Here is an 18,636-nt window from a genome sequence, read left to right as displayed (position 1 = left end):
GATCACACGGAGCGGGTGACGCCACCGTCAACCCGGATATTCTGGCCGGTGATGTAGGCTGCGCCATCGGAAGCGAGGAAGGAAATCGTCGCCGCGATCTCATCGGACGTGCCGTAACGCTTCAACGGCACGTTGTCGCGGCGCTCGTCGATCGCCGGAAGGCTGTCGATCCAGCCGGGCAGCACGTTGTTCATGCGGATGTTGTCCGCCGCATAGTCATCCGCGAAAATCTTGGTGAAGGAAGCGAGGCCGGCGCGGGCGACCGCCGAAGTCGGAAACATGTTGCTCGGCTCGAAAGCCCACGCTGTCGAGATGTTGATGATGACGCCACTCTTCTGCTTCTGCATGACCGGCGCGACCAGCCGCGTCGGCCGCACGGCATTCAGGAAATAAGTGTCAAAGCCGGCGCGCCAATCCTCGTCGGTGATTTCGAGAATCGGCTTGCGCGGGCCGTGGCCGGCGCTGTTGACCAGCGCGTCAATGCGGCCCCAACGCTCAAGCGTGCCGTCAACGAGACGCTTCAGATCGTCGTTCGACTGATTGGAGCCGGTGACGCCGAAGCCGCCGAGTTCGCCGGCAAGTGCCTCGCCCTTGCCCGAAGACGATAGGACCGCCACCTTGAAGCCGTCCGCCGCCAGCCGCCGCGCCGCCGCCGCACCCATGCCGCTACCGCCTGCCGTGATGATTGCAACTTTTTCTACTGACATTTTTGCCTCCTTTGAAAGAGATTAGACGGCAAGAAACCATCTATGCGGTGATGTTGTGGACTGTTATCATCCTCACGCAGCAAATACGAACCAGTTCCGTTCCCATTATCCTGTAGAAAAACTATCGCATGGCAGAAGGCTTCCCACGTCTCCCACCACTCAACGGCCTGCGCGTGTTCGAGGTCGTGACACGGCATCTTAATTTCCGGCTGGCGGCCGAAGAACTTGGCGTCACGCAAGGGGCGGTCGCGCAGCAGATTCGCGGGCTGGAAACCGAACTCGGGTTGAAGCTGTTCGAGCGCCAGCCGCGCACTCTGGCGCTGACCGAGGCGGGCCGGAGCTATGCCGCCAACATTCGACGGGCGTTCGAGCTGATCGCCGAAGCGACCGAAGCCCTGAAACCGGAGCCAAGACATCTGACCATCAGCGTGACGCCGACATTCGCCTCCCGCTGGCTGATCCCACGCCTGCCCGTTTTCACCGCTGCGCACCCGGACATAGACTTGCGCATCGTCGCCACCGACCGGCTTTCCAGCTTTCAGACAGATGCGGTCGATATTGCCGTGCGCTACGGACGGCCGCCCTTCGGGCCGAGCCTCAACGCCGAGCTGCTATTCGAGCAGGTGATTGTCGCGGTCGCCAGCCCGCTTCTCATCGAAAGGCTCGGTCCTCCCGACGAAAGCGACAATCTCACGCGCTATGCGCTGCTGCACGACGCGCATAATTTCTGGCCTCAATTCCTCGAACGGGCCTATCCAAACGGTGCGACCGCCGCCGCGAAGAACATCCGCTTCAATCAGACCTCACTCGCCATCGACGCGGCCATCGCGGGGCAGGGTCTGGCGCTGGCGAGCCTGTTTTTCGTGCAGGAAGATATTGCAGCAGGCCGCCTCGCGCGTCCCTTCGCGACGGAATTGCGCGTTGGATCGGATTTCTATCTGGTCTCACCGCGCAAGCGCCGCCATCCCGAACCAATAGCGGACGTGTGGAACTGGCTATTGAGCGCCGCACGATGAAGCGGCCCAGTCGCCATCTCAACGGCAGCTTTCAATGCGGATGCATCGAACAAAGAACGGCGGGGATGCGGTCGGAACCAGCCGTTCGCCGATAGACCGCCAGTGACAGTTCCTGGCGCAAACCCAGCCCCCGCCCCGTCGGACAAATCCTCACCCTTTCCTCGCCAATCCCCTTCCAAAACAACCGCTTGGCTCGCCGCCACCGGCAAATCTATCCACCCCCTTTGCCGCCTCTCCCATAATCGCCGCACTGCCCTTGCGGGAACCGGGTCTAGAACCGGGATCAGGAAGGGCAGCGGTGACCCTCCCCCGCGCCGTGGTAAGCGCGGGCATGCAGGGGCCCGAGGCAGGCCGGCGGGCCTGGGGTTGGGCGCAAATGCCTGGCCCGCAGGCTTGCGGAGAAGCCGCGGCGTTCTTCGCCCATGAAAAATGGGGGATCTGAGCGCAGTGACCGGCCGACTTGCGGGACAGACACCGGGCGGGCGGCCGAAGGACCGCACGAAACTATTAAAGATGAGCGTGTCCCAGGCCGCCCGTCTTCCCAACCACCGAAAACCCCGGCTTCCCCGGAAGCGCGGCGCGGCACGCGCGTGCGCGCCGTTCATGGCAAGGAGATTTGCGAATGCCCACTCTTTCCGCCCCACCCCGCACCGAGTTGCAGGAAGCGCTCGACGCCCTGCCGGCGCAGATTGCCGCGCTGTTTGCGCCCCAGCCCTGGCCGTCAGCCGAGATTCTGGCACTGGCGCGCGCAATCGCCACCGAGACCGGCATTGCCGAACGATGCGGGCAGAAAGCCTGCCGGCGGGCGGGAAAATGCCGTGCAAAGACCATCGGCGAGACCGGGCCGGCCTGTGGCACGCTCTGGCCGGACGAAGAGATCGCCCGGCTGGAGGCGCAGATTGTCGGGCTGGTCTTTTCCTATGTGCTCACCGAACGCCGCAACTTCGAAATCCGCAGCATGCTTACGTCACATCAAAACGCCGGCAAGGCTGGCGGAAAATATCCGCGGTAACTCGCCCTGCCGATTAAGATGGAGCGGATTTTCAAGGACCGGGGCGGAATGGACTTCCAGATGCGCACGCCCCGGACCCGGAGAAAAGCCGCGTCAGTCAGCAGGGGCCGTTCTGATCCACGATCCTGTAATCCGCCGCCCGCGCCTCGCAGGCATTGCCGAAGGTGCGCACCTGGCCGCGACTCGTCGCGCAGACCGGCCGGTATTCGCGCGTGCACATTGTCGGGCGCTCGCTGCCCGGACCCGGTCGCGGCGGCAGGCCGTTCCATTGACCGCCGCCGCCCCATTGTCCGCCCTCGCGGCGGCATTCGCCGGGATAGGAGACGCGGTAGCCGGCACGGTCGGCTTCGCAGGCATTGGGGAAGGTCTGGCGTTCATTGCCGCGCCGCGCACAGACCGGCTGGTATTCACGGGTGCAGAAGCGCGGACCGGGTTCCGGCATCGGCCCCGGGCCGGGATAAGGGCCTGGTCCCTCGACGGTGCAGGCCGACAGTACGACGGCGCCGAAGATCATGGCCACGCTGCGGCCCGAAAACACGGTATCGAAAAATCGCATCAATCCTCTCCTTGGCCCTGCACTCGAAGCAACGCACCACGGCGCGTATCGATCCTTGCGGTTTTCGCGCAGCGATTGCAATCCCTTTCCCTTCGGCTACAGCCACAGGCTGCTGATTTCATTGCGCTTTACCGTCTGATGCCAGGACAGCGCGCGTGCGGGATATTGCCATCGGCCGCACTTCGTGCCATAAATTCCGCGTTCGGGCGTTTGCTGACCCGGAGACTGGAACGTTTGCACGGACCCTTTCCCCGATATCATCGTGACTCTCTGACAGCCCCTTCTTTTGGCGGGGGGCTTTGCCGTGCGCGAATGCACGACCGCCATGACGCCACCAGGACCGGCTACCGGCGCCAGACGCAGGACCGGGCCTGAGCAACCAAACGGGAAGAGGAGTTTCCCATGTCCCAGAGCGGAACCGTAAAATTCTTCAACGCAACCAAGGGCTTCGGCTTCATCACACCGGATGGCGGAGCCAAGGACGTTTTCGTCCACATCTCCGCGGTCGAGGCATCGGGCCTGCGCACGCTGGTCGACGGCCAGAAGGTCACCTTCGATGTCGAGCCCGACCGCATGGGTAAGGGGCCGAAGGCGGTCAATCTGCGCACCGAATAGGCTATTTGCCATCCGAAAGGATGGCCTGTGCGCCTGCGAAAGGCGCGGCTGCAAGCCGCCGCGCCCTTTGTACATAGGTCAAGGCGGCCCACCAAACGGGTGAATCAGAAGAGAAAACTTTTGCTTGCCCCTGTCGCCAAAATATCGGAGAAATTCGAGCTTCGGGCATTTGCCGGCCCGGAGGCGGAAATGGCCCGCGTCGGTCTTGCTGGGGCAAGCTCCGTGGGCGGGAGCACGAATGAGAGGGCTCGACCAAGCCCCGCCGTGCGGTTTTCCTTCTCCTCCAGCGAGTGCACGAAACGGCCAGAAATTCGGCCGGATATGGACTTCTGAGGGGAATACAAGGAGTTACCTATGCCGCAGACCGGCACTGTCAAATTCTTCAATCATGCCAAGGGCTTCGGGTTCATCACCCCCGACAGCGGCGAGAAGGATGTCTTCGTCCACATTTCGGCAGTGCAGGCTTCCGGCCTCCCCGGGCTGGAAGATGGGCAGAAAGTGACGTTCGATACCGAGCCGGACAAGCGCGGCAAGGGACCCAAGGCCGTCAACCTGACCGTCGGTTGAACGGCTGCCGCCGGGTGCGGCAGGGGCGATAGCTAAGGCATCGATTTCAGTTTCATCCGCAAGCCGGACACGAAGCGGCTGTGCGAGACGCATGTTTGCGCCTCGCCGGCCATCGTTTTTCCCTGACATTTTTTGCAGCCAAGCGGAATCACTTGGTGTCGCAGAAATGCGACAGAACAAACTGATAGAGCGGCAGCCCGGATTTGGCCGAGCGGCCGCCGCTCTATGGACACAAAAGCCGTTCAGCTTGCATTCAGGCGCGGCGCATTATGTCTCTTGCAACGCTTGGCCCGCCACTTGAAACCGGGTTGGGCGAAGGAGATCGACATGAAGCGCTTGTTCAAACTCACCATTCTTTCGGCTGCGGTCGCCGCCACGACGCTGGCCGCACTGCCGGGAGCCGAGGCCGGCGAACGCTGGCGCCACCACCGCCATAACAACAGCGGCGATGTCGTCGCGGCCGGTGTGCTCGGCCTTGCCGTCGGCGCCTTGGCAGCGGGTGCTGCCACCGCCGCCCCGCGCTACTACGAGCCGGCACCGCGTTATTACGAGCCCGACTATGTCTATGTCGAGCCGCGCTACAGCTATCGGCGCGTGCGCCCCGCCCGTGTCTATGTCGACGACGACTATGCCGGTTCGCTCGAGCCGTGGACACCGGAATGGTATCGCTATTGCGAGAACCGCTACCGCTCCTTCGACCCGCGCAGCGGCACCTTCACCGGCTATGACGGTGTGCAGTATTTCTGCGCTGCCAACTGAGGTTGAGCTTGTTCGGCTGACACATCGGACCGCGAGGCGGGAACCCGCTTTCGGATAAATCCGATGCCCCTAACGAAGGGGGACCCGCTCAGTCATCCGCCTGGCTGTGCGGGTCGGCCAGCGCCGCATCAGGCCGGCTGACGGGAACTGCCGTCCGTGACGTCTTCTTGGCCAGAGCCTTCGCGCCACCGCTCTTGAGCATGGCGCGGAAGCTCGGATGCATGCCGCCATCCGAATAGGCGTGGGTGGTAAAGGCCGAACCGGATGCAATGGCCGCCTGCATGGCCCGGCTATCGGCCTCGCGCTTGGCGACCAGCGCCGGGGATGCCTGCGCAACCAGCGGCGGACAGGCAGCAAGCGGGTCGGCCGGCTCGCCGCCCTCGAACTCCGCATCGAACACATAACGACCGCCACAGGCGGAAATCTTCGGCTGGCGGCGCGTGACTTCGAATATGTCGTAGCCTTCCTTGAGGTTCTTCCAGAATTCGATGTTGGGATCGCTGCTATATCTGGCCATGTTCTGCGGCGTCATCCGGAAGGGCAAGGCCTGGACCTGGAATGACGTCTGCCCGCCTCTCAGCGCTTCGCGGACCACTGCATAGATTTCGGCGACGCCCTGGTCGGTCATGGCATAGCAGCCGGACGACGAGCAGGCACCATGCACCATCAGCGATTCGCCTGAATAGCCCAGCGCCTTCTCCAGCCTGTTCGGATAGCCGAGATCGAAGGACAGGTAATATTGCGATCTGGGGTTAAGCATCGACACCGAGACCTGGTAGAAGCCCTCCGGCGCCTGCCGGTCACCGGATTGCTTTTTCGGCCCGAGCTTTCCCGACCAGCGGCACATCGGATAGGTCTTGAGCAAGGCATAACGCCCGGAGGCGTTGCGCTTCCAGATCTCCAGCTCGCTTTCCTGCTTGAAAATCCTGACAAGGATGGGGGACGCCGGCGACATATGCTTGGCGCTCATCTCGCCGATCAGCTTGGCGGGAATGGGCTGCATCGCCTTTTGGTCGACGTCGAGCACGCTCGACACGCAGGCCGAGAGCAGCACCGAACATGCGGTTGCCAGCAGCGGAATCGCAAATCTACGCAGAAGATGACTCAACCAACCCGTCCCCGAAAATGGCGTGTGGCCTCGCAAATGCCATCGCTGTGTGGCTGAACTGCGGGCAATACACATATCAGCCCTGCCATTCTTCGTCAGCACGGTTAACGAAGAATTGATCCGAAGGCTGGAATCTCACCCGCCTTGATTGCATCAGGCATAGGCCATATCTCCAGAGACTGGAGCATTTGGAGCATAGAAATGCTGAGCATTGGCGATTTGTCGCGCAGGACCGGGGTGAAAATCCCGACGATCCGCTATTATGAGCAGATGGGGCTGATCGAGCCGCCCGAACGTTCTGAGGGCAATCAGCGCCGCTACAGCAGGCGGGAACTGGAGCGGCTGTCCTTCATCCGCCATGCGCGCGACCTCGGGCTGAATATCGAAGCAATTCGTGAGCTGATCGAGCTCAGCGCCCATCCCGAGCAGCCCTGCGCCCATGCGGACCGCATTGCAGCCGAGCAGCTACAGGCCGTGCGTGAGAAGATAGCGAAGCTGCAGCGGCTGGAAACCGAACTCGAACGTATCGCCACCCACTGCCATGGCGACCAGATCAAGGACTGCTATGTGATCCGCGCGCTTGCCAATCATGAGCTTTGCGACGGCGAGCACTGAGCGCTAGCCGCCGCAGGCGTTTCAGCGTCGATACAGGATCTCGCCTGTTCCGAACACCGCATTGTCGCCGCCGAACTTTCCGGGCGCTTGCCCCAGCAGCGGGCGCTTCAGGATGCCTTCGCTGACGAGGTAGCGGTCGATGACCGCCGCGAACGCGCTGTCGGGCGCGCCGCATTCGACAAAGCTCGGCGACAGGCCCTGCGGCTGGCGATCAAGCAGGATCGAGCCACGCCGCATAAGGTAGCCGGCAAATCGGCCGGTGCCGCCAACCACCGCCAGCGTGCCAGCGATCATGCGAGCACCCGCGTAGTCGCCGCACCCCTTGAGCACCACAGCCACGCCGCGCCGCATGCGGTCGCAGGCAAAAGCCCCTGCCCGCCCACGCACGATCACCATGCCGCCATTCATGCCTGCCAGTTCACCGGCAAGCGGACCGCCGAGATGATCACCGGCATTTCCGGCAATCTCCAGCCGTCCGCCGCGCATGCAGGAACCGGCATGAGGACCGACATTGCCCTCGATAGCAATGACACCGCCGCGCATTTTCCGGCCCGCCTGCGCACCGGCATCGCCGACGACCCGCACCGAACCGGCAGAAAGGCCTGCCCCAACGCAATCGAGGCGATTGCTGCCGCCTTCGAAGACAATAGTGTTTACATTCTCGCCTGAGACGCGAAAGGCGTCCCCGACCTTGAGGCCGCGCTTCGAGGTCCCGAGGCGAATGGCTTCGATGTCGCGGCGGGTCATGCCGGCCAGCCCTTCGGGGGTCAACGGTGACAGGTCGAGCCGTTCCGACGGCTCCGCCAGGAGAGTGAAGGCCAGCGCTTTCACGGCAGCAAATCCTTCAGATGATAGTGGAACTTGCCAAGCTTGCCGCCATAATTGCCGGCGCTGATTCGTGCCGCGCCCTTTTCCGGACCCAATTCGGTGACGGCGGCAATCCCCGCCTTCATGGCGGCGGCAACGGCGTCGCTGGTTTCGCCATCGATGACGATCTCCAGCACCGCATTGATGTCCGGGCCAAGCTCGCTCTTGACGACCCCGCGCAATGTCGGCGCGAAGGCATCATTGGTCGAGGCCATCATGCCCTTGTATTTGCCACCGACCTTGGAGCCCGAACGCACAACGCCGCCGGGAAACGGCATGATGGCGCCCGGCACCTTTTCGATTGCCCCAACCGCAGCCTCCGCAGCGACAAGCGCCTTGGCACTGGTCTGCGCCAGCAGAAGCAGGTTGCCGCCGCCAACCGCCGCCTTGGTCATTCCGGTCGTCGCCTCACACAGGAATTCGCCGTCCATCACCGGAACGCGCCAGTAATGCCGGCCACCGAACTTCTTGGAAACCTGCCAGCCATCGCCGAAATAGCGCAGCGCCGCGCCCATTTTCAGCTCGGTCTCGCCCTTGAGATCGGCAAAGCAGGCGCTGCCCGGCGAGGTCAGCACGCATTGGCCGAGCCGGTTCTGCAATTGCTTCTGCAACTCGTCGGTGCTCACGGCAAAGATCATGACGCGGCAGCCCGGCCGCCCGTCCGGCGTCTGGGAGGGCGACAATTCCACGTCGATTGCCGCCTCGCAGCCGCAGCCGATCACCGAAGTGGCGAAACCGGTCATGGTCACGACCGCCTGCCGCGCCCATTTGCGATTCGGCCCCGTGATGATGATGGCGGTCGCGCGCATGCCGAAGGCCTCGGCGAAGGTATCATCGATCGTCACGCCGTTAACGGTCAGGTGTTGCATGACACCTCTCCGAACGGCTGCTCGCGCTGGATTGCGGAATCGGGGAAATCGAACCAATCGAGCGACAGGCCATAGCGTTCCTGGTGATAGGCGTCGAGCCGCCGCACCATTGCCTTGTCCGGCGGCGGATTGAGCCGCAGCGCCTTGCCCCAGCGATAGTTCTCGATCTCGCCGTTCCGCACCACCAGATCGCCATTCTTGAACACAAAGGCGGCCGAACGGAACATCTGCGCGATATCCTCGCCTTTGCGATAGACGGCGACATCGGCAAGCGCGCCGGCGCCCAGATGGCCGCGATCCTTCAGCCCGAGCAATTTCGCCGGGGCAGCGCGCGTCATGATGGCGATTTCCTCGAATGTATATTCGCGCTCGATGGAGCCGAGCGTGGAGAAGGACAGGGCCTTTTGCGAAACGCCTGCGGCCGCCTCCTTGCGGGCGTCGCGGCTCATCAGCAGCGCGAAAAGGTCCGGATAGGCCGTGAACGGCGCGCCATTGGGATGGTCGGTGGTGAAGAAGACGCGCCAGGGATCGTTGATAAGCAGGAACAGCTCAAGCCCGATCGCCCATTGCAGCGAGCCATAGAAATCCTTGCCGTAGCGGTAAGGCACGACGCCGCCGCCATTGCCGTCGCCGTCGAAGATCACCGTCTTTTTCGGGTTGGCCGAGCCGCGCGCGGAAAACTGCCGCAACACATCGGACGAGATGGTGACGGTCTGGCCGAACATGACCTGGCCGATGTCTATGGTGATTTCAGGCGTCGAATTGACCAGCTCGGCAAGCCTTGCAGCTTCCGACGAGAACTTGCGCTTTCCTTCGGTGCCGTAGCTGTAGAACTGCAGATGCGCCAGATGCATCGGCACGCCTTCGGCCGCCGCAATGGTTTCGGCAGCGGTTTCCGCGGCCCCCGATGCGCCGAGATTGTTGCAATGGACGTGAAGCGGATGCGGCACGCCAAGCGAGGTGACGGCAGCTTGCAATGTCTTGACGATGCGGCGTGAACTGACGCCGTAAAAGGGCACGACATCGTCGAAGGAGAAAGTGCGGACATTTTCCTTGAAGGCGGCCGCGGCCCCGGCATTGATGACCTTGACGCCCAGAGCCCGGCTCGATCCGACCGTCCAGGCGACATAATCCTCGATCATCTGCGGCGAAGCATTGTCGCGGATCATCGACAACAGGAAATCGTCATTGCCGAGGATAGCCAGCGTCGCCTTGTCGATGATCGGGATGTCGGCGAGTTCCAGATGCGTGTGCAAGGCGCTGCCGGGTGACATAGCCGGCTCGACCACGGTCGTGAAGCCCATTTTGGCATAGAGGCAACCGGTTTCGAAAGTCGACCAGCCGGCATTGGAGAGCGGCGTATTGGCCGGGCGCGGCGCGTGGGCGGCGTGATGTTCAGGCAAGAGCAGCCTTGCAGTGTTCACGTTGCCGCCGCCGATATGGGAATGGATGTCTATGGCGCCGGCCATGACCACGCAGCCGGATGCGTCGATGGTTCTGTCGGCGCGGCCATCGACCGGGGCCGCGACGATCGTCTCATCCTCGATCCACAGATCGCCCTGTCCGATCCGCCCGTTGACCGGATCGACGATTTCACCCCCGGTTATTCTGGTCAGCATGGCAATGCCTTTCCGCCGGGCAATTGCCGTGCAATCGAGCGCAGCAGCGAGGCTGCATCGGGTAGATCATCGGCCCGTCTTTCCGCAGTCTTCGACACCAGAGTGCCGACGCGGCTGGAATAGACGACCGCATCATGGCTGACACCGGGTTGGCCGGCGGCGAGCGTTACGGCTGCACCGGCAATCGGCCTGTCCGTTGGCGTAATCGCGACAAGGGGCAGGTTCTTGCGCGACGAAGCGATCTGGTCCCCCGATGCAGCGATACAAAGATGCAGGTCCGCCTCGCCTTCCTCGATCATGCGCGAAACATCGTAGCGCCAGGGATCGAATTCCGGCTGGCCGCGACCGAATCCGGTGCGCAGTGGAAAGCCGGTCATCCAGGTCGAAGCCAGGCTGCTGCCCCAGCCGGCCTCGCTTGCCGGCAAATGAAGTGCCGAGGCGCGGGATTTGCGGTTGAGATCGCCAATCAGCCCCTGCAGCATTTCCAGCCCCGGCGCATCCAGCATCTCGCCGCAAAACAGGAAGACGGCAAAGCGGGCTTCAGCCATGGCCTGCGCGAAGCGGGCAAAATCCGACACCGGCTTGGTGACGGCTCGCCCAGCGCATTGCGCCCGCAATGCCGCCAGCGTGCCATTGAGGTCTGCCCCCGCGCAGGCAAGTCGCATTGTTTTGGCCTTGCGCAGATAGGCGGCCTGCGTTTCGGCACCGACGAGAAACACCTGCCGTGGCTTGGGTGCTTCACCGGCAAGGTCGGGTGGTGTGGCAGCAATTTCCGTGACGAGCGCATGGTGCGCGGCCGGCAGTTGGCCGGCGATGACGATGACATCGGCCCTTCGGCGCGCCTCGCCGGGTGCGACAAAAAATCCGCCTCTGTCGGTCAGCAACGCTGTTTCGCGCGCAACACCGTCGCCGCCAAGGCGGTCATAGGCTGCGCCGACCCGCTCGGCCAGCGCAATTGCCGCCCGCGTGCCATGCACATCCGTATCGAGGCTGAAAACGGGGCAGAGACTGGACACCAGAAGCTCGGCGATACGCTCGATCGCCTGCGTAATGGGTACGTCTCGGTCGCCGATCCATGCAACCGTCATTCCTACTCAAACTTTCTGGTGCCAACCCGACTCTAGACAAAAAAATATCCGGCGAAAACCCGTCGGCGCGGGATTTACCCGGATAATCCGTTCCGTCAATCGTATTTGATATAGGCGAAACGCTGGTCTGTCTGCGGCGTGCCCTCCAGCGAACCGCCCTCCTTGCCGGGCTGCCACTGGATCACGTCCTCGATCTTGCGGGCCAGTTCGAAATCCTTGTCGGTCACTCCCTTGGCCGCATGATTGACGAGCTTGACCTCGACGAAGGCGTAGGATGCGGCAATATCGGGATGATGCCACGCCGCTTCCGCCAGATGGCCGACGGTGTTGATGACCATCAGCGTCGATTTCCAACCATGCGTCTTGTATTTTCGCCTGATCCAGCCGTTTTCGTAACGCCAGCCCGGCAGGTCCCTGGCCAGTCTTTCAGTGATTTCTTCCTCCGAATAGACCCGCTCTTTCGGCCGTTTCTTGTCGTCATCGGTCATCGTCATCTCCATCCTTCGCGCAGAAGCGGCCCGAACTGCGGCCAAAGCGCCATTGAAATATTTTCGCCCGCTTGCCCCTTCCCCGAAACCGATTATCATGAGAATGGGCACCTAAACTTCTGTGATGCATATACGATGCACCTACATGGGGGCAGATGTCTAACTCTGTCACGATCAAAGTTCCAGCGCGGCTGCATCTGGGTTTTCTCAATCTCAGCGGCGGTGGCGTTCGACGCTTCGGCAGTCTGGGATTGCCGTTGAGCGAACCGGAAATGGTGGCGACGATCTCGCGCTCCAGGGAAACGCTCGTGGAAGGCGACGGCAATGCCCGTGCCGGCGAGCACTTAGCCACGCTGTCACGCCACCTCGGCATCACGTCCCGCCATCGGCTGGTGATCGAGCAGTCGATCCCTCGTCATGCCGGGCTCGGCTCGGGCACGCAGATCGCCATAGCCGTCTCTTCTGCGCTACGCACGCTGCACGGCCTGCCGCTCGATATCGGCAATGACGCCATTTTGCTGGGGCGCGGCGAGCGTTCGGGCATCGGCATCGCCAGCTTCAGCGAAGGCGGCCTGATCATCGATGCTGGCAAGGACGACAGCGGCAAGCAACCTCCCGTCATCGCAAGGCTGCCATTTCCGGAAGACTGGCGTGTGCTGCTGATTCTCGATTCGGCGCAGGGCGGTCTTCACGGTGCCGATGAGATCGAGGCGTTCCGCGCCCTGCCCCCCTTCCCGGTCGCAAGTTCCGGCGAGATTTGCCGCCAGGTCCTCATGGGCGTGATGCCTGCCCTGGTGGAACGGGACCTGCCGGCCTTCGGCGCCGCCATTTCTCACATACAGGCGCTTATCGGCGCCTATTTCGCTCCCGCGCAGGGCGGTATATTCACCAGCAAGCGTGTCGAAGCGGCGGCCGAACGCCTGGCGGCGGCCGGCGCAGTCGGCATCGGCCAAAGCTCCTGGGGGCCGACAGGCTTTGCCTTTGCCCCATCGGCGGAGGCAGCACGCAAGATGGTTCGTGCTGCCGCGACCGGCGACGACGGACTGGAGATCAGGATCGTGCGCGGGAGAAACACCGGCGCCGAGATAAGCTCCTCCGAGCTCGACCTCGTCGGAAGCTGAGCGCCTGGCACCTGCCGGGCGCATCGATGAACCATCGCACCAACTCCCCCCAAAGCCGGCACCAGCTTTGGATCACACTTCAAGACAAAGCCGGAAAGACAAGACCATGGCCCGCAAGAACATCCTTCACATGCTGACCCCCCTGCCGCAGATGAGTCCCTTCGACGTCAATATGGCGCTCGATGCCGGCTATGATGCCGTCGTGCCCTATGTCGGCGTCGGGCTCGCCGAAGTGACCGGACTGGTGCAGGACGCCATATTCTCGCGCCCGCCGGATGCGGGCGTGAATACCGGTATCTTCATTGCCGGCAAGGACGTGTCGCTCTCGCTCGACATGTTCGACGCGGCCCGGAAGGCTATGGTACCTCCCTTTGAAATTTCGGTCTTCGCCGATCCGGCGGGCTCCTTCACCACTGCGGCGGCCATGGTGGCCAAGGTGGAAAAGGCGCTCGACAAGAAGTTCAACTGTGCGCTCAAGGACACGCGCATTGCGATTTTCGGAGCGACCGGCGTCGTCGGCTTCTGCACCGCCGTCATCGCCGCTAAAGAAGGAGCCAAGGTCACCATTGCCGGCCATGACGGCACCGAGCGCGTCAAGAAGATCGCCGCCGAGATTGCCCGTCGCTTCAAGGTCGAGGTCGATGTCGCCGACGGCTCCTCGGATGCGAAGAAGGCTGCTCTGGTGGAAGCGACGGAAGTCGTCCTTTCCGCCGCCAAGGCCGGAGTGCAGGTGATCTCCTCGGCACAATTGAAGAAGGCGGATGCGCTGCTGATCGCGGCCGACGTCAATGCCGTGCCGCCTGCCGGCATTGAGGGGCTGACGGTGAACGCCGACAGCGTTGCCATCGAGGGAACCAAAATCCTCGGCATCGGTCCTCTTGCCATCGGCAATGTCAAATACAAGACCGAATTCGGCTTGTTCCAGCAGATGATCGGGGCGAAAAAAGCCGTCACGTTCGACTTCCAGGACGCATTCTCCCTTGCCCGCCAGATCGCGAAGTAACTCGAAAACCGTATTGATTGCGGCGATCTCCGGCCGTGCCCTTGCGGCATCGGCACGGCGCGCGGGCTACCGCGCGCTGGTGGCCGACATGTTTTGCGACACCGACACGGTGGCGTTGGCGCAGCGTACGGCAAAACTTCCCGGCGACCTCCATCGCGGCATCGACGGCGACCGCCTGATGCAGACGCTTGAAGATCTGGCGGAAGGCGAAGAACCGCTCGCGGTGGTCTGCGGCTCCGGTTTCGAGCGCAGGCCCGGGATCGTTGATGGCATCGCGCGGCGCTTCCATCTGGCCGGTAATGGCGCGGAGGCGATCCGGAGGGTCAAATCGCCGGAGCGTTTTGCCGCCGATTGCGCAGCCCTCGCCATACCGCATCCGGAAATAACACGGCTGCCGCCGCCCGATCCGGAAAACTGGCTGGCCAAGACGGAGGGTGCTGCCGGCGGCACGCATATCCACTGCGCAAACGGCATGGAAGCCGACCCGCACCGCTATTTCCAGCGGCTCGTCCGAGGCGACAATGTGTCGGCCCTGTTCATCGGCGACGGAAAGACCGCGCAAATCATCGGCTTCAGCCGGCAATTCGCTGCACCCAGACCCGACGCGCCCTATCGCTATGGCGGTGCGCTGCGGCTGCAACGCTTCGACCGCCGGCATGCGGCGATGATCGGCGGCTGGCTGGCCGGGCTCACGCGCCGTATCGGCCTCGTCGGCCTTTGCAGCGCCGATCTCATTCGCCAGAACGGCAGCTATCAGCTTCTCGAGATCAATCCGCGGCCTGGCGCAACACTCGACATTTTCGACAGCGACGAAGCGCCTCTCATGGAAGCGCATTTGCAAGCCTCGCGCGGCAAGCCTTTTGTGCTGCCCCGCTTCACCGACAATATGGCCTCGATGATCGCCTACACAAACCGGCCGGTAGATAGTTTCCCCTCCATCGCCTGGCCTGACTGGACCGCCGACCGCCAGTCAGCCGGGACAAGGCTCGACGCCGGAGACCCGGTCTGCACCGTCTTTGCCCGTGGCCCGAACGCCACCGCAACAAGGCGAAACCTGGACATTCAGCTTCGCAACCTGCAACGCCATTGGCAAGGAGTCCGGCCATGAAGAATGGCTCCGCTTTCCTCAACGACAACGCACAAAATATCGCCGAAACCATGGTGCGTGACGCCGAGCGTCTGCGCATCGGCGTCTCCACCGGCCCGCTCGGCGAACGCCTGATCGACGCCGGGGCCAAGGCGCAGGGCAGTGTGGAGGCAGGTTTGCGCATGGCCGAGGTCGCCACCGGTGGCCTTGCCAGCATTTCCACTGCGGTGGACCGCGGTTCGGGCAAATGGCCCTTCAATGTCGAAGTGCGGTCATCCCAGCCGGTTCTTGCCTGCCTGGCGAGCCAATATGCCGGCTGGAACCTGTCGAGCGGTGACTATTTCGCCATGGGCTCCGGCCCGGTGCGCGCTCTGGCACAGGTGGAGCCGCTGTTTTCGACACTGTCATATAAGGAAAAAGCCGAGGCTTCGGTCGTCATCCTGGAAACTTCCAAGGCCCCACCGCCTGCGATCGTGGAAAAGGTCGCCAAGGCAACCGGCCTCAAGCCTGAAAACCTCACCTTCATCTATGCGCCGACGCAAAGCATGGCCGCCACCGTCCAGATCGTCGGCCGCGTGCTCGAGGTTGCGCTGCACAAGGCGAATGATCTGAAATTCCCGCTCGACAACATCGTCGAGGGCATTGCCGCAGCCCCCATACCGGCACCGCATCCGGATTTTCTAACCGCCATGGGCCGCACCAATGACGCAATCATCTATGGCGGCATCGTGCAGCTTCTCGTCAGCGGACCGGCAAAGGAAGCCAGGGAACTGGCTGAAAAGCTGCCAAGCAGCACGTCACGCGACTATGGCCGGCCCTTCGCGGAAATCTTCAAGCATTTCAAGGGTGACTTCTATGCCATCGACCCACTGCTGTTCAGCCCGGCGGAAGTCATCGTGACAGCGCTGGAGACCGGCGAAACATTCCGGCATGGTGGCCGTGACGTGGCAATGCTGGAAAAGAGCCTGGGTTGAGGTCTGCCTCGTGAAGCCAAGGATATTCGTCGTCAACGACGCGTCTGGTACGCAATCCAGAAGCATTTCCGTAGCGCTTGAACGGCACGGTGCCAAAACCGTCACTGACTGCCTGGCCAATATCGCTTTCGACACGGAAAGTCCGACCGGCCTCAGGGTGTCGGGCTTCGCGCCCGGGGAACTGCCCGATGCCGTCCTGGTGCGCTCGATCTCCGCCGGCTCCTTCGAAGCGATCACCCGCCGCCTCGGCATATTGCATGCGCTGGGCAAACTCGGCGTGCCGGTGTGGAATTCGGCGCAGGCGATCGAACGTTGCGTCGACAAGTCGATGACGACATTCCTGATCCAGCAGGCGGGGCTGCCGACACCGCCCACCCATGTCGTGGAAGGGCGGGAGGCGGCCGAAGCTCTCGTGCGACAACACGGGTCCGGCCTGCTGGTGCTGAAACCTTTGTTCGGCGCGCAGGGGCGAGGCATAAGGATGATCAGAGCGATCGAAGACCTGCCGCCAGCCGAAGACGTGGACGACGTTTATTATCTCCAGCACTATGTCGCGCGTGCAGGCCCGCCCTTTCACGACTACCGTGTCTTCGTCTGTGCCGGCAGGGTGCTGGCGATGATGGCGCGGCGTGGCAACGGCTGGATCACCAATATCAACCGGGGAGCGGCCGCCGAGATCGTTTCAGACCGGATTCAAGGCGAACTCGAAGCCATGGCCTTGGCCGCCACGGGAGCCGTCGGTGCGGACTTTGCCGGCGTCGACATCGTTCCGGACGATCGGGGTCGGCTATTCGTATTGGAGGTCAACAGCATGCCGGCATGGTCCGGTTTGCAATCGGTGGTCCAGATCAACATCGCCGAGGCGATTGCTGAAGCTCTGCTGGCGTTCCTGCACCGGCGCACGGCGGCAGGTGCTGCCTTGGCCTCTGCTCTTGAACCTGCGGCCGCGTCAGTGGATTCGTAAGCCCATGCTTACACGAGACATGATTCGCGCGGCATTCGAGGCAGCCTGCCGGCAGGAGATCGAGGCGCTGAAGCCCGGCAATGTCCATCTGTTCGCCGATGGCCATTGCATGTCGGCCGAACAGTTCCTGACCAGCGCCAGGGTTTCCTCCGGCCCGCTCACCGATCCGTCGCTGCCGCTCGGCAAGCGGATCCATGAGGCTGTGCGCGCGACACGCGATGCCGTGGCCACCAACACCAATCTCGGCATCCTTCTCCTGTGCGGACCGCTGGCCTATGCAGCCGGCATGCCGGGCAAAGATTTCAGGGCGAATATACGGATGGTTCTGCAGGCAATCACGCTGCAGGATACCGAGGCGGTCTTCGAAGCGATCACGCTCGCGTCACCCGGAGGGCTCGGCGAGGCACCTGCTCATGACGTGCGCGAAAAGCCGAAGGTGACCCTGCTCGAAGCAATGCGCACGGCGGCAGACCGGGACATGATCGCGAAACAATATATTATTGACTTCGCTGATATTTTCGATGTCGGCCTGCCGACGATAGAGACCTCATTGGCGCGCGGGGAAAGCGGCATGTGGCCGGCCATTCGCGTCTATCTGAAGTTCCTGACAGCCTTTCCCGACAGCCATGTGCTGCGCAAGCATGGCGCAGACACCGCCGCCAGATTGCGCGAGGAGGCGATCGCCGTCGAAACGCAACTCGACAAAATCCCTGCCGAAACCGCGCGCATCGATAAGCTGCTGGATTTCGATCGCAACCTGAAAGCGCGCGGGATCAATCCCGGCACTTCGGCCGACCTGACGGTGGCTTGTCTTTTAGTCCACACCCTCGGGCGCGACCTTGCATAACGCACCGGATAATGGTTGAGTCCCGAGCGGCGGGGGCTACGGCTTCCGCTGGCTATCCAGCCAACCGGCCCGATCTTTTCGGGCGCTGCCAACAAGGATAGCTGTCCATCGAGCGCCCGCTCGGTAGCGGCGGCATCTTTGGACACCATAATTGTGTCTTGGAGGATATTTGGCATGGCTAAAATCAATAAAGTAATGGTCGGCGAATCGCTTGTTGGCGAAGGCAACGAAGTCGCCCATATCGATCTCCTGATCGGCCCACGCGGAAGCCCGGTCGAAACGGCTTTCTGCAACGCGCTCACCAACCAAAAGGACGGCTTCACCTCGCTGCTGGCGGTGATTTCTCCTAACCTTCCCTGCAAGCCCAACACCATCCTGTTCAACAAGGTGACGATCAAGGGTGCCAAGCAGGCGGTGCAGATGTTCGGCCCGGCACAGTTTGCCGTGGCAAAGGCAGTTCAGGACAGCGTCGCCGAAGGCGTCATTCCCGCCAATGAAGCCGACGACGTCTTCATCTGCGTTGGCGTGTTCATCCACTGGGAGGCGGACGACGACGCCAAGATCCAGGAATACAACTACAAGGCCACCAAGGAAGCCATCCAGCGCGCGGTGGACGGCAAGCCGACTGCCGCCGAAGCAACCGCACAGCGGGATTCGGTAAAGCATCCGTTCGGAGCCTAGACAAGAGACAGCCCCGCACAGGGAAAACCCTCTGCCGAGCCGGATGGTCTGTTGCGCCGGCTGAAACATTTCC

The 18,636-nt window shown here is 62.6% G+C and carries 21 protein-coding genes; 13 read left to right on the top strand and 8 right to left on the bottom strand.

Features of this window, described 5'->3' with window-relative positions; all coding sequences use genetic code 11:
* Nucleotides 1-2: 2 nt before the first annotated feature.
* On the bottom strand, nucleotides 3-707 hold the full coding sequence (locus EET67_RS17075) for an SDR family oxidoreductase (RefSeq protein WP_128627409.1): 705 nt from the start codon (nucleotides 705-707) through the stop codon (nucleotides 3-5).
* Between the two features lie 128 nt (nucleotides 708-835).
* Between EET67_RS17075 and gcvA the strand changes: the two genes are divergently transcribed.
* Nucleotides 836-1,723 carry a transcriptional regulator GcvA gene (gene gcvA / locus EET67_RS17070; protein ID WP_128627408.1) on the top strand — a complete coding sequence of 296 codons (888 nt, stop codon included), beginning with the start codon at nucleotides 836-838 and terminating at the stop codon, nucleotides 1,721-1,723.
* A 622-nt stretch (nucleotides 1,724-2,345) separates the two neighbouring features.
* The gene (locus EET67_RS17065) at nucleotides 2,346-2,735 is read left to right on the top strand and encodes a hypothetical protein (RefSeq protein ID WP_128627407.1); all 390 of its coding nucleotides are present in this window, start codon (nucleotides 2,346-2,348) and stop codon (nucleotides 2,733-2,735) included.
* A 97-nt stretch (nucleotides 2,736-2,832) separates the two neighbouring features.
* On the opposite strand, the gene EET67_RS17060 is transcribed toward EET67_RS17065, so the two are convergent.
* On the bottom strand, nucleotides 2,833-3,291 hold the full coding sequence (locus EET67_RS17060; protein ID WP_128627406.1) for a Kazal-type serine protease inhibitor family protein: 459 nt from the start codon (nucleotides 3,289-3,291) through the stop codon (nucleotides 2,833-2,835).
* 402 nt (nucleotides 3,292-3,693) lie between these two features.
* Between EET67_RS17060 and EET67_RS17055 the strand changes: the two genes are divergently transcribed.
* The 3 genes from EET67_RS17055 (at nucleotide 3,694) to EET67_RS17045 (ending at nucleotide 5,232) form a co-directional block, all read left to right on the top strand.
* The gene (locus tag EET67_RS17055) at nucleotides 3,694-3,906 is read left to right on the top strand and encodes a cold-shock protein (protein ID WP_128627405.1); all 213 of its coding nucleotides are present in this window, start codon (nucleotides 3,694-3,696) and stop codon (nucleotides 3,904-3,906) included.
* A gap of 354 nt (nucleotides 3,907-4,260) precedes the next feature.
* Nucleotides 4,261-4,473, top strand: coding sequence for a cold-shock protein (locus EET67_RS17050; protein WP_128627404.1), 213 nt, complete (start codon nucleotides 4,261-4,263; stop codon nucleotides 4,471-4,473).
* 327 nt (nucleotides 4,474-4,800) lie between these two features.
* A complete protein-coding gene (locus tag EET67_RS17045) occupies nucleotides 4,801-5,232 on the top strand; it encodes a BA14K family protein (protein WP_128627403.1) in 432 nt (143 codons plus the stop codon).
* Between the two features lie 88 nt (nucleotides 5,233-5,320).
* Here EET67_RS17045 and EET67_RS17040 read toward each other — a convergent pair whose 3' ends face one another.
* Nucleotides 5,321-6,340, bottom strand: coding sequence for a murein L,D-transpeptidase (locus tag EET67_RS17040; protein ID WP_245450981.1), 1,020 nt, complete (start codon nucleotides 6,338-6,340; stop codon nucleotides 5,321-5,323).
* A gap of 201 nt (nucleotides 6,341-6,541) precedes the next feature.
* Here EET67_RS17040 and EET67_RS17035 point away from each other — a divergent pair, with 201 nt between their 5' ends.
* Nucleotides 6,542-6,955, top strand: a complete 414-nt coding sequence (locus EET67_RS17035; protein WP_128627402.1) for a MerR family transcriptional regulator — start codon at nucleotides 6,542-6,544, stop codon at nucleotides 6,953-6,955.
* A 21-nt stretch (nucleotides 6,956-6,976) separates the two neighbouring features.
* Here the strand turns inward: EET67_RS17035 and EET67_RS17030 are convergent, their stop codons facing one another.
* From EET67_RS17030 to EET67_RS17010, 5 genes are all read right to left on the bottom strand, one after another.
* Complete coding sequence (locus EET67_RS17030) at nucleotides 6,977-7,786, bottom strand: formylmethanofuran dehydrogenase subunit C (protein WP_128627401.1); 810 nt, start codon at nucleotides 7,784-7,786, stop codon at nucleotides 6,977-6,979.
* Nucleotides 7,783-8,691: a formylmethanofuran--tetrahydromethanopterin N-formyltransferase gene (gene fhcD / locus EET67_RS17025; protein ID WP_128627400.1), complete on the bottom strand. Its 909-nt coding sequence runs from the start codon at nucleotides 8,689-8,691 to the stop codon at nucleotides 7,783-7,785. The genes EET67_RS17030 and fhcD overlap by 4 nt, the downstream gene beginning before the upstream one ends.
* Complete coding sequence (locus EET67_RS17020) at nucleotides 8,679-10,310, bottom strand: formylmethanofuran dehydrogenase subunit A (protein WP_128627399.1); 1,632 nt, start codon at nucleotides 10,308-10,310, stop codon at nucleotides 8,679-8,681. The genes fhcD and EET67_RS17020 overlap by 13 nt, the downstream gene beginning before the upstream one ends.
* Complete coding sequence (locus tag EET67_RS17015; RefSeq protein WP_128627398.1) at nucleotides 10,304-11,398, bottom strand: molybdopterin-binding domain-containing protein; 1,095 nt, start codon at nucleotides 11,396-11,398, stop codon at nucleotides 10,304-10,306. The genes EET67_RS17020 and EET67_RS17015 overlap by 7 nt, the downstream gene beginning before the upstream one ends.
* A 95-nt stretch (nucleotides 11,399-11,493) precedes the next feature.
* Nucleotides 11,494-11,886, bottom strand: a complete 393-nt coding sequence (locus tag EET67_RS17010; RefSeq protein WP_128627397.1) for a 4a-hydroxytetrahydrobiopterin dehydratase — start codon at nucleotides 11,884-11,886, stop codon at nucleotides 11,494-11,496.
* Between the two features lie 155 nt (nucleotides 11,887-12,041).
* On the opposite strand from EET67_RS17010, the gene EET67_RS17005 reads away from it, so the two are divergent.
* From EET67_RS17005 to fae, 7 genes are all read left to right on the top strand, one after another.
* Nucleotides 12,042-13,007, top strand: a complete 966-nt coding sequence (locus EET67_RS17005) for a beta-ribofuranosylaminobenzene 5'-phosphate synthase family protein (protein WP_128627396.1) — start codon at nucleotides 12,042-12,044, stop codon at nucleotides 13,005-13,007.
* A gap of 106 nt (nucleotides 13,008-13,113) precedes the next feature.
* Nucleotides 13,114-14,010: an NAD(P)-dependent methylenetetrahydromethanopterin dehydrogenase gene (locus tag EET67_RS17000; protein ID WP_128627395.1), complete on the top strand. Its 897-nt coding sequence runs from the start codon at nucleotides 13,114-13,116 to the stop codon at nucleotides 14,008-14,010.
* 13 nt (nucleotides 14,011-14,023) lie between these two features.
* Nucleotides 14,024-15,118: an ATP-grasp domain-containing protein gene (locus tag EET67_RS16995; protein ID WP_128627394.1), complete on the top strand. Its 1,095-nt coding sequence runs from the start codon at nucleotides 14,024-14,026 to the stop codon at nucleotides 15,116-15,118.
* On the top strand, nucleotides 15,115-16,071 hold the full coding sequence (gene mch / locus EET67_RS16990; protein WP_128627393.1) for a methenyltetrahydromethanopterin cyclohydrolase: 957 nt from the start codon (nucleotides 15,115-15,117) through the stop codon (nucleotides 16,069-16,071). The genes EET67_RS16995 and mch overlap by 4 nt, the downstream gene beginning before the upstream one ends.
* Before the next feature lie 10 nt (nucleotides 16,072-16,081).
* Nucleotides 16,082-17,035, top strand: coding sequence for an ATP-grasp domain-containing protein (locus tag EET67_RS16985; protein ID WP_245450979.1), 954 nt, complete (start codon nucleotides 16,082-16,084; stop codon nucleotides 17,033-17,035).
* A 4-nt stretch (nucleotides 17,036-17,039) separates the two neighbouring features.
* Nucleotides 17,040-17,882 carry a triphosphoribosyl-dephospho-CoA synthase gene (locus tag EET67_RS16980; RefSeq protein ID WP_128627391.1) on the top strand — a complete coding sequence of 281 codons (843 nt, stop codon included), beginning with the start codon at nucleotides 17,040-17,042 and terminating at the stop codon, nucleotides 17,880-17,882.
* 174 nt (nucleotides 17,883-18,056) lie between these two features.
* Nucleotides 18,057-18,563 carry a formaldehyde-activating enzyme gene (gene fae, locus EET67_RS16975; protein WP_128627390.1) on the top strand — a complete coding sequence of 169 codons (507 nt, stop codon included), beginning with the start codon at nucleotides 18,057-18,059 and terminating at the stop codon, nucleotides 18,561-18,563.
* Nucleotides 18,564-18,636: the final 73 nt, after the last annotated feature.

Source organism: Borborobacter arsenicus (assembly GCF_003934165.1).
Classification (GTDB): Bacteria; Pseudomonadota; Alphaproteobacteria; order Rhizobiales; family Rhizobiaceae; genus Pseudaminobacter; species Pseudaminobacter arsenicus.
This window is presented reverse-complemented; position numbering and strand designations above follow the sequence as displayed.

Bases quoted from the DNA above. Each gene is read 5' to 3' on its own strand.
- EET67_RS17075 (WP_128627409.1), bottom strand. From the start codon at position 707: ATGTCAGTAGAAAAAGTTGCAATCATCACGGCAGGCGGTAGCGGCATG.
- mch (WP_128627393.1), top strand. From the start codon at position 15,115: ATGAAGAATGGCTCCGCTTTCCTCAACGACAACGCACAAAATATCGCC.
- EET67_RS17000 (WP_128627395.1), top strand. From the start codon at position 13,114: ATGGCCCGCAAGAACATCCTTCACATGCTGACCCCCCTGCCGCAGATG.
- EET67_RS17065 (WP_128627407.1), top strand. From the start codon at position 2,346: ATGCCCACTCTTTCCGCCCCACCCCGCACCGAGTTGCAGGAAGCGCTC.
- EET67_RS17055 (WP_128627405.1), top strand. From the start codon at position 3,694: ATGTCCCAGAGCGGAACCGTAAAATTCTTCAACGCAACCAAGGGCTTC.
- EET67_RS17015 (WP_128627398.1), bottom strand. From the start codon at position 11,398: ATGACGGTTGCATGGATCGGCGACCGAGACGTACCCATTACGCAGGCG.
- gcvA (WP_128627408.1), top strand. From the start codon at position 836: ATGGCAGAAGGCTTCCCACGTCTCCCACCACTCAACGGCCTGCGCGTG.
- EET67_RS17010 (WP_128627397.1), bottom strand. From the start codon at position 11,886: ATGACCGATGACGACAAGAAACGGCCGAAAGAGCGGGTCTATTCGGAG.
- EET67_RS17045 (WP_128627403.1), top strand. From the start codon at position 4,801: ATGAAGCGCTTGTTCAAACTCACCATTCTTTCGGCTGCGGTCGCCGCC.
- EET67_RS17050 (WP_128627404.1), top strand. From the start codon at position 4,261: ATGCCGCAGACCGGCACTGTCAAATTCTTCAATCATGCCAAGGGCTTC.
- fae (WP_128627390.1), top strand. From the start codon at position 18,057: ATGGCTAAAATCAATAAAGTAATGGTCGGCGAATCGCTTGTTGGCGAA.
- EET67_RS17035 (WP_128627402.1), top strand. From the start codon at position 6,542: ATGCTGAGCATTGGCGATTTGTCGCGCAGGACCGGGGTGAAAATCCCG.
- EET67_RS17060 (WP_128627406.1), bottom strand. From the start codon at position 3,291: ATGCGATTTTTCGATACCGTGTTTTCGGGCCGCAGCGTGGCCATGATC.
- fhcD (WP_128627400.1), bottom strand. From the start codon at position 8,691: ATGCAACACCTGACCGTTAACGGCGTGACGATCGATGATACCTTCGCC.
- EET67_RS17020 (WP_128627399.1), bottom strand. From the start codon at position 10,310: ATGCTGACCAGAATAACCGGGGGTGAAATCGTCGATCCGGTCAACGGG.
- EET67_RS17005 (WP_128627396.1), top strand. From the start codon at position 12,042: ATGTCTAACTCTGTCACGATCAAAGTTCCAGCGCGGCTGCATCTGGGT.
- EET67_RS16980 (WP_128627391.1), top strand. From the start codon at position 17,040: ATGCTTACACGAGACATGATTCGCGCGGCATTCGAGGCAGCCTGCCGG.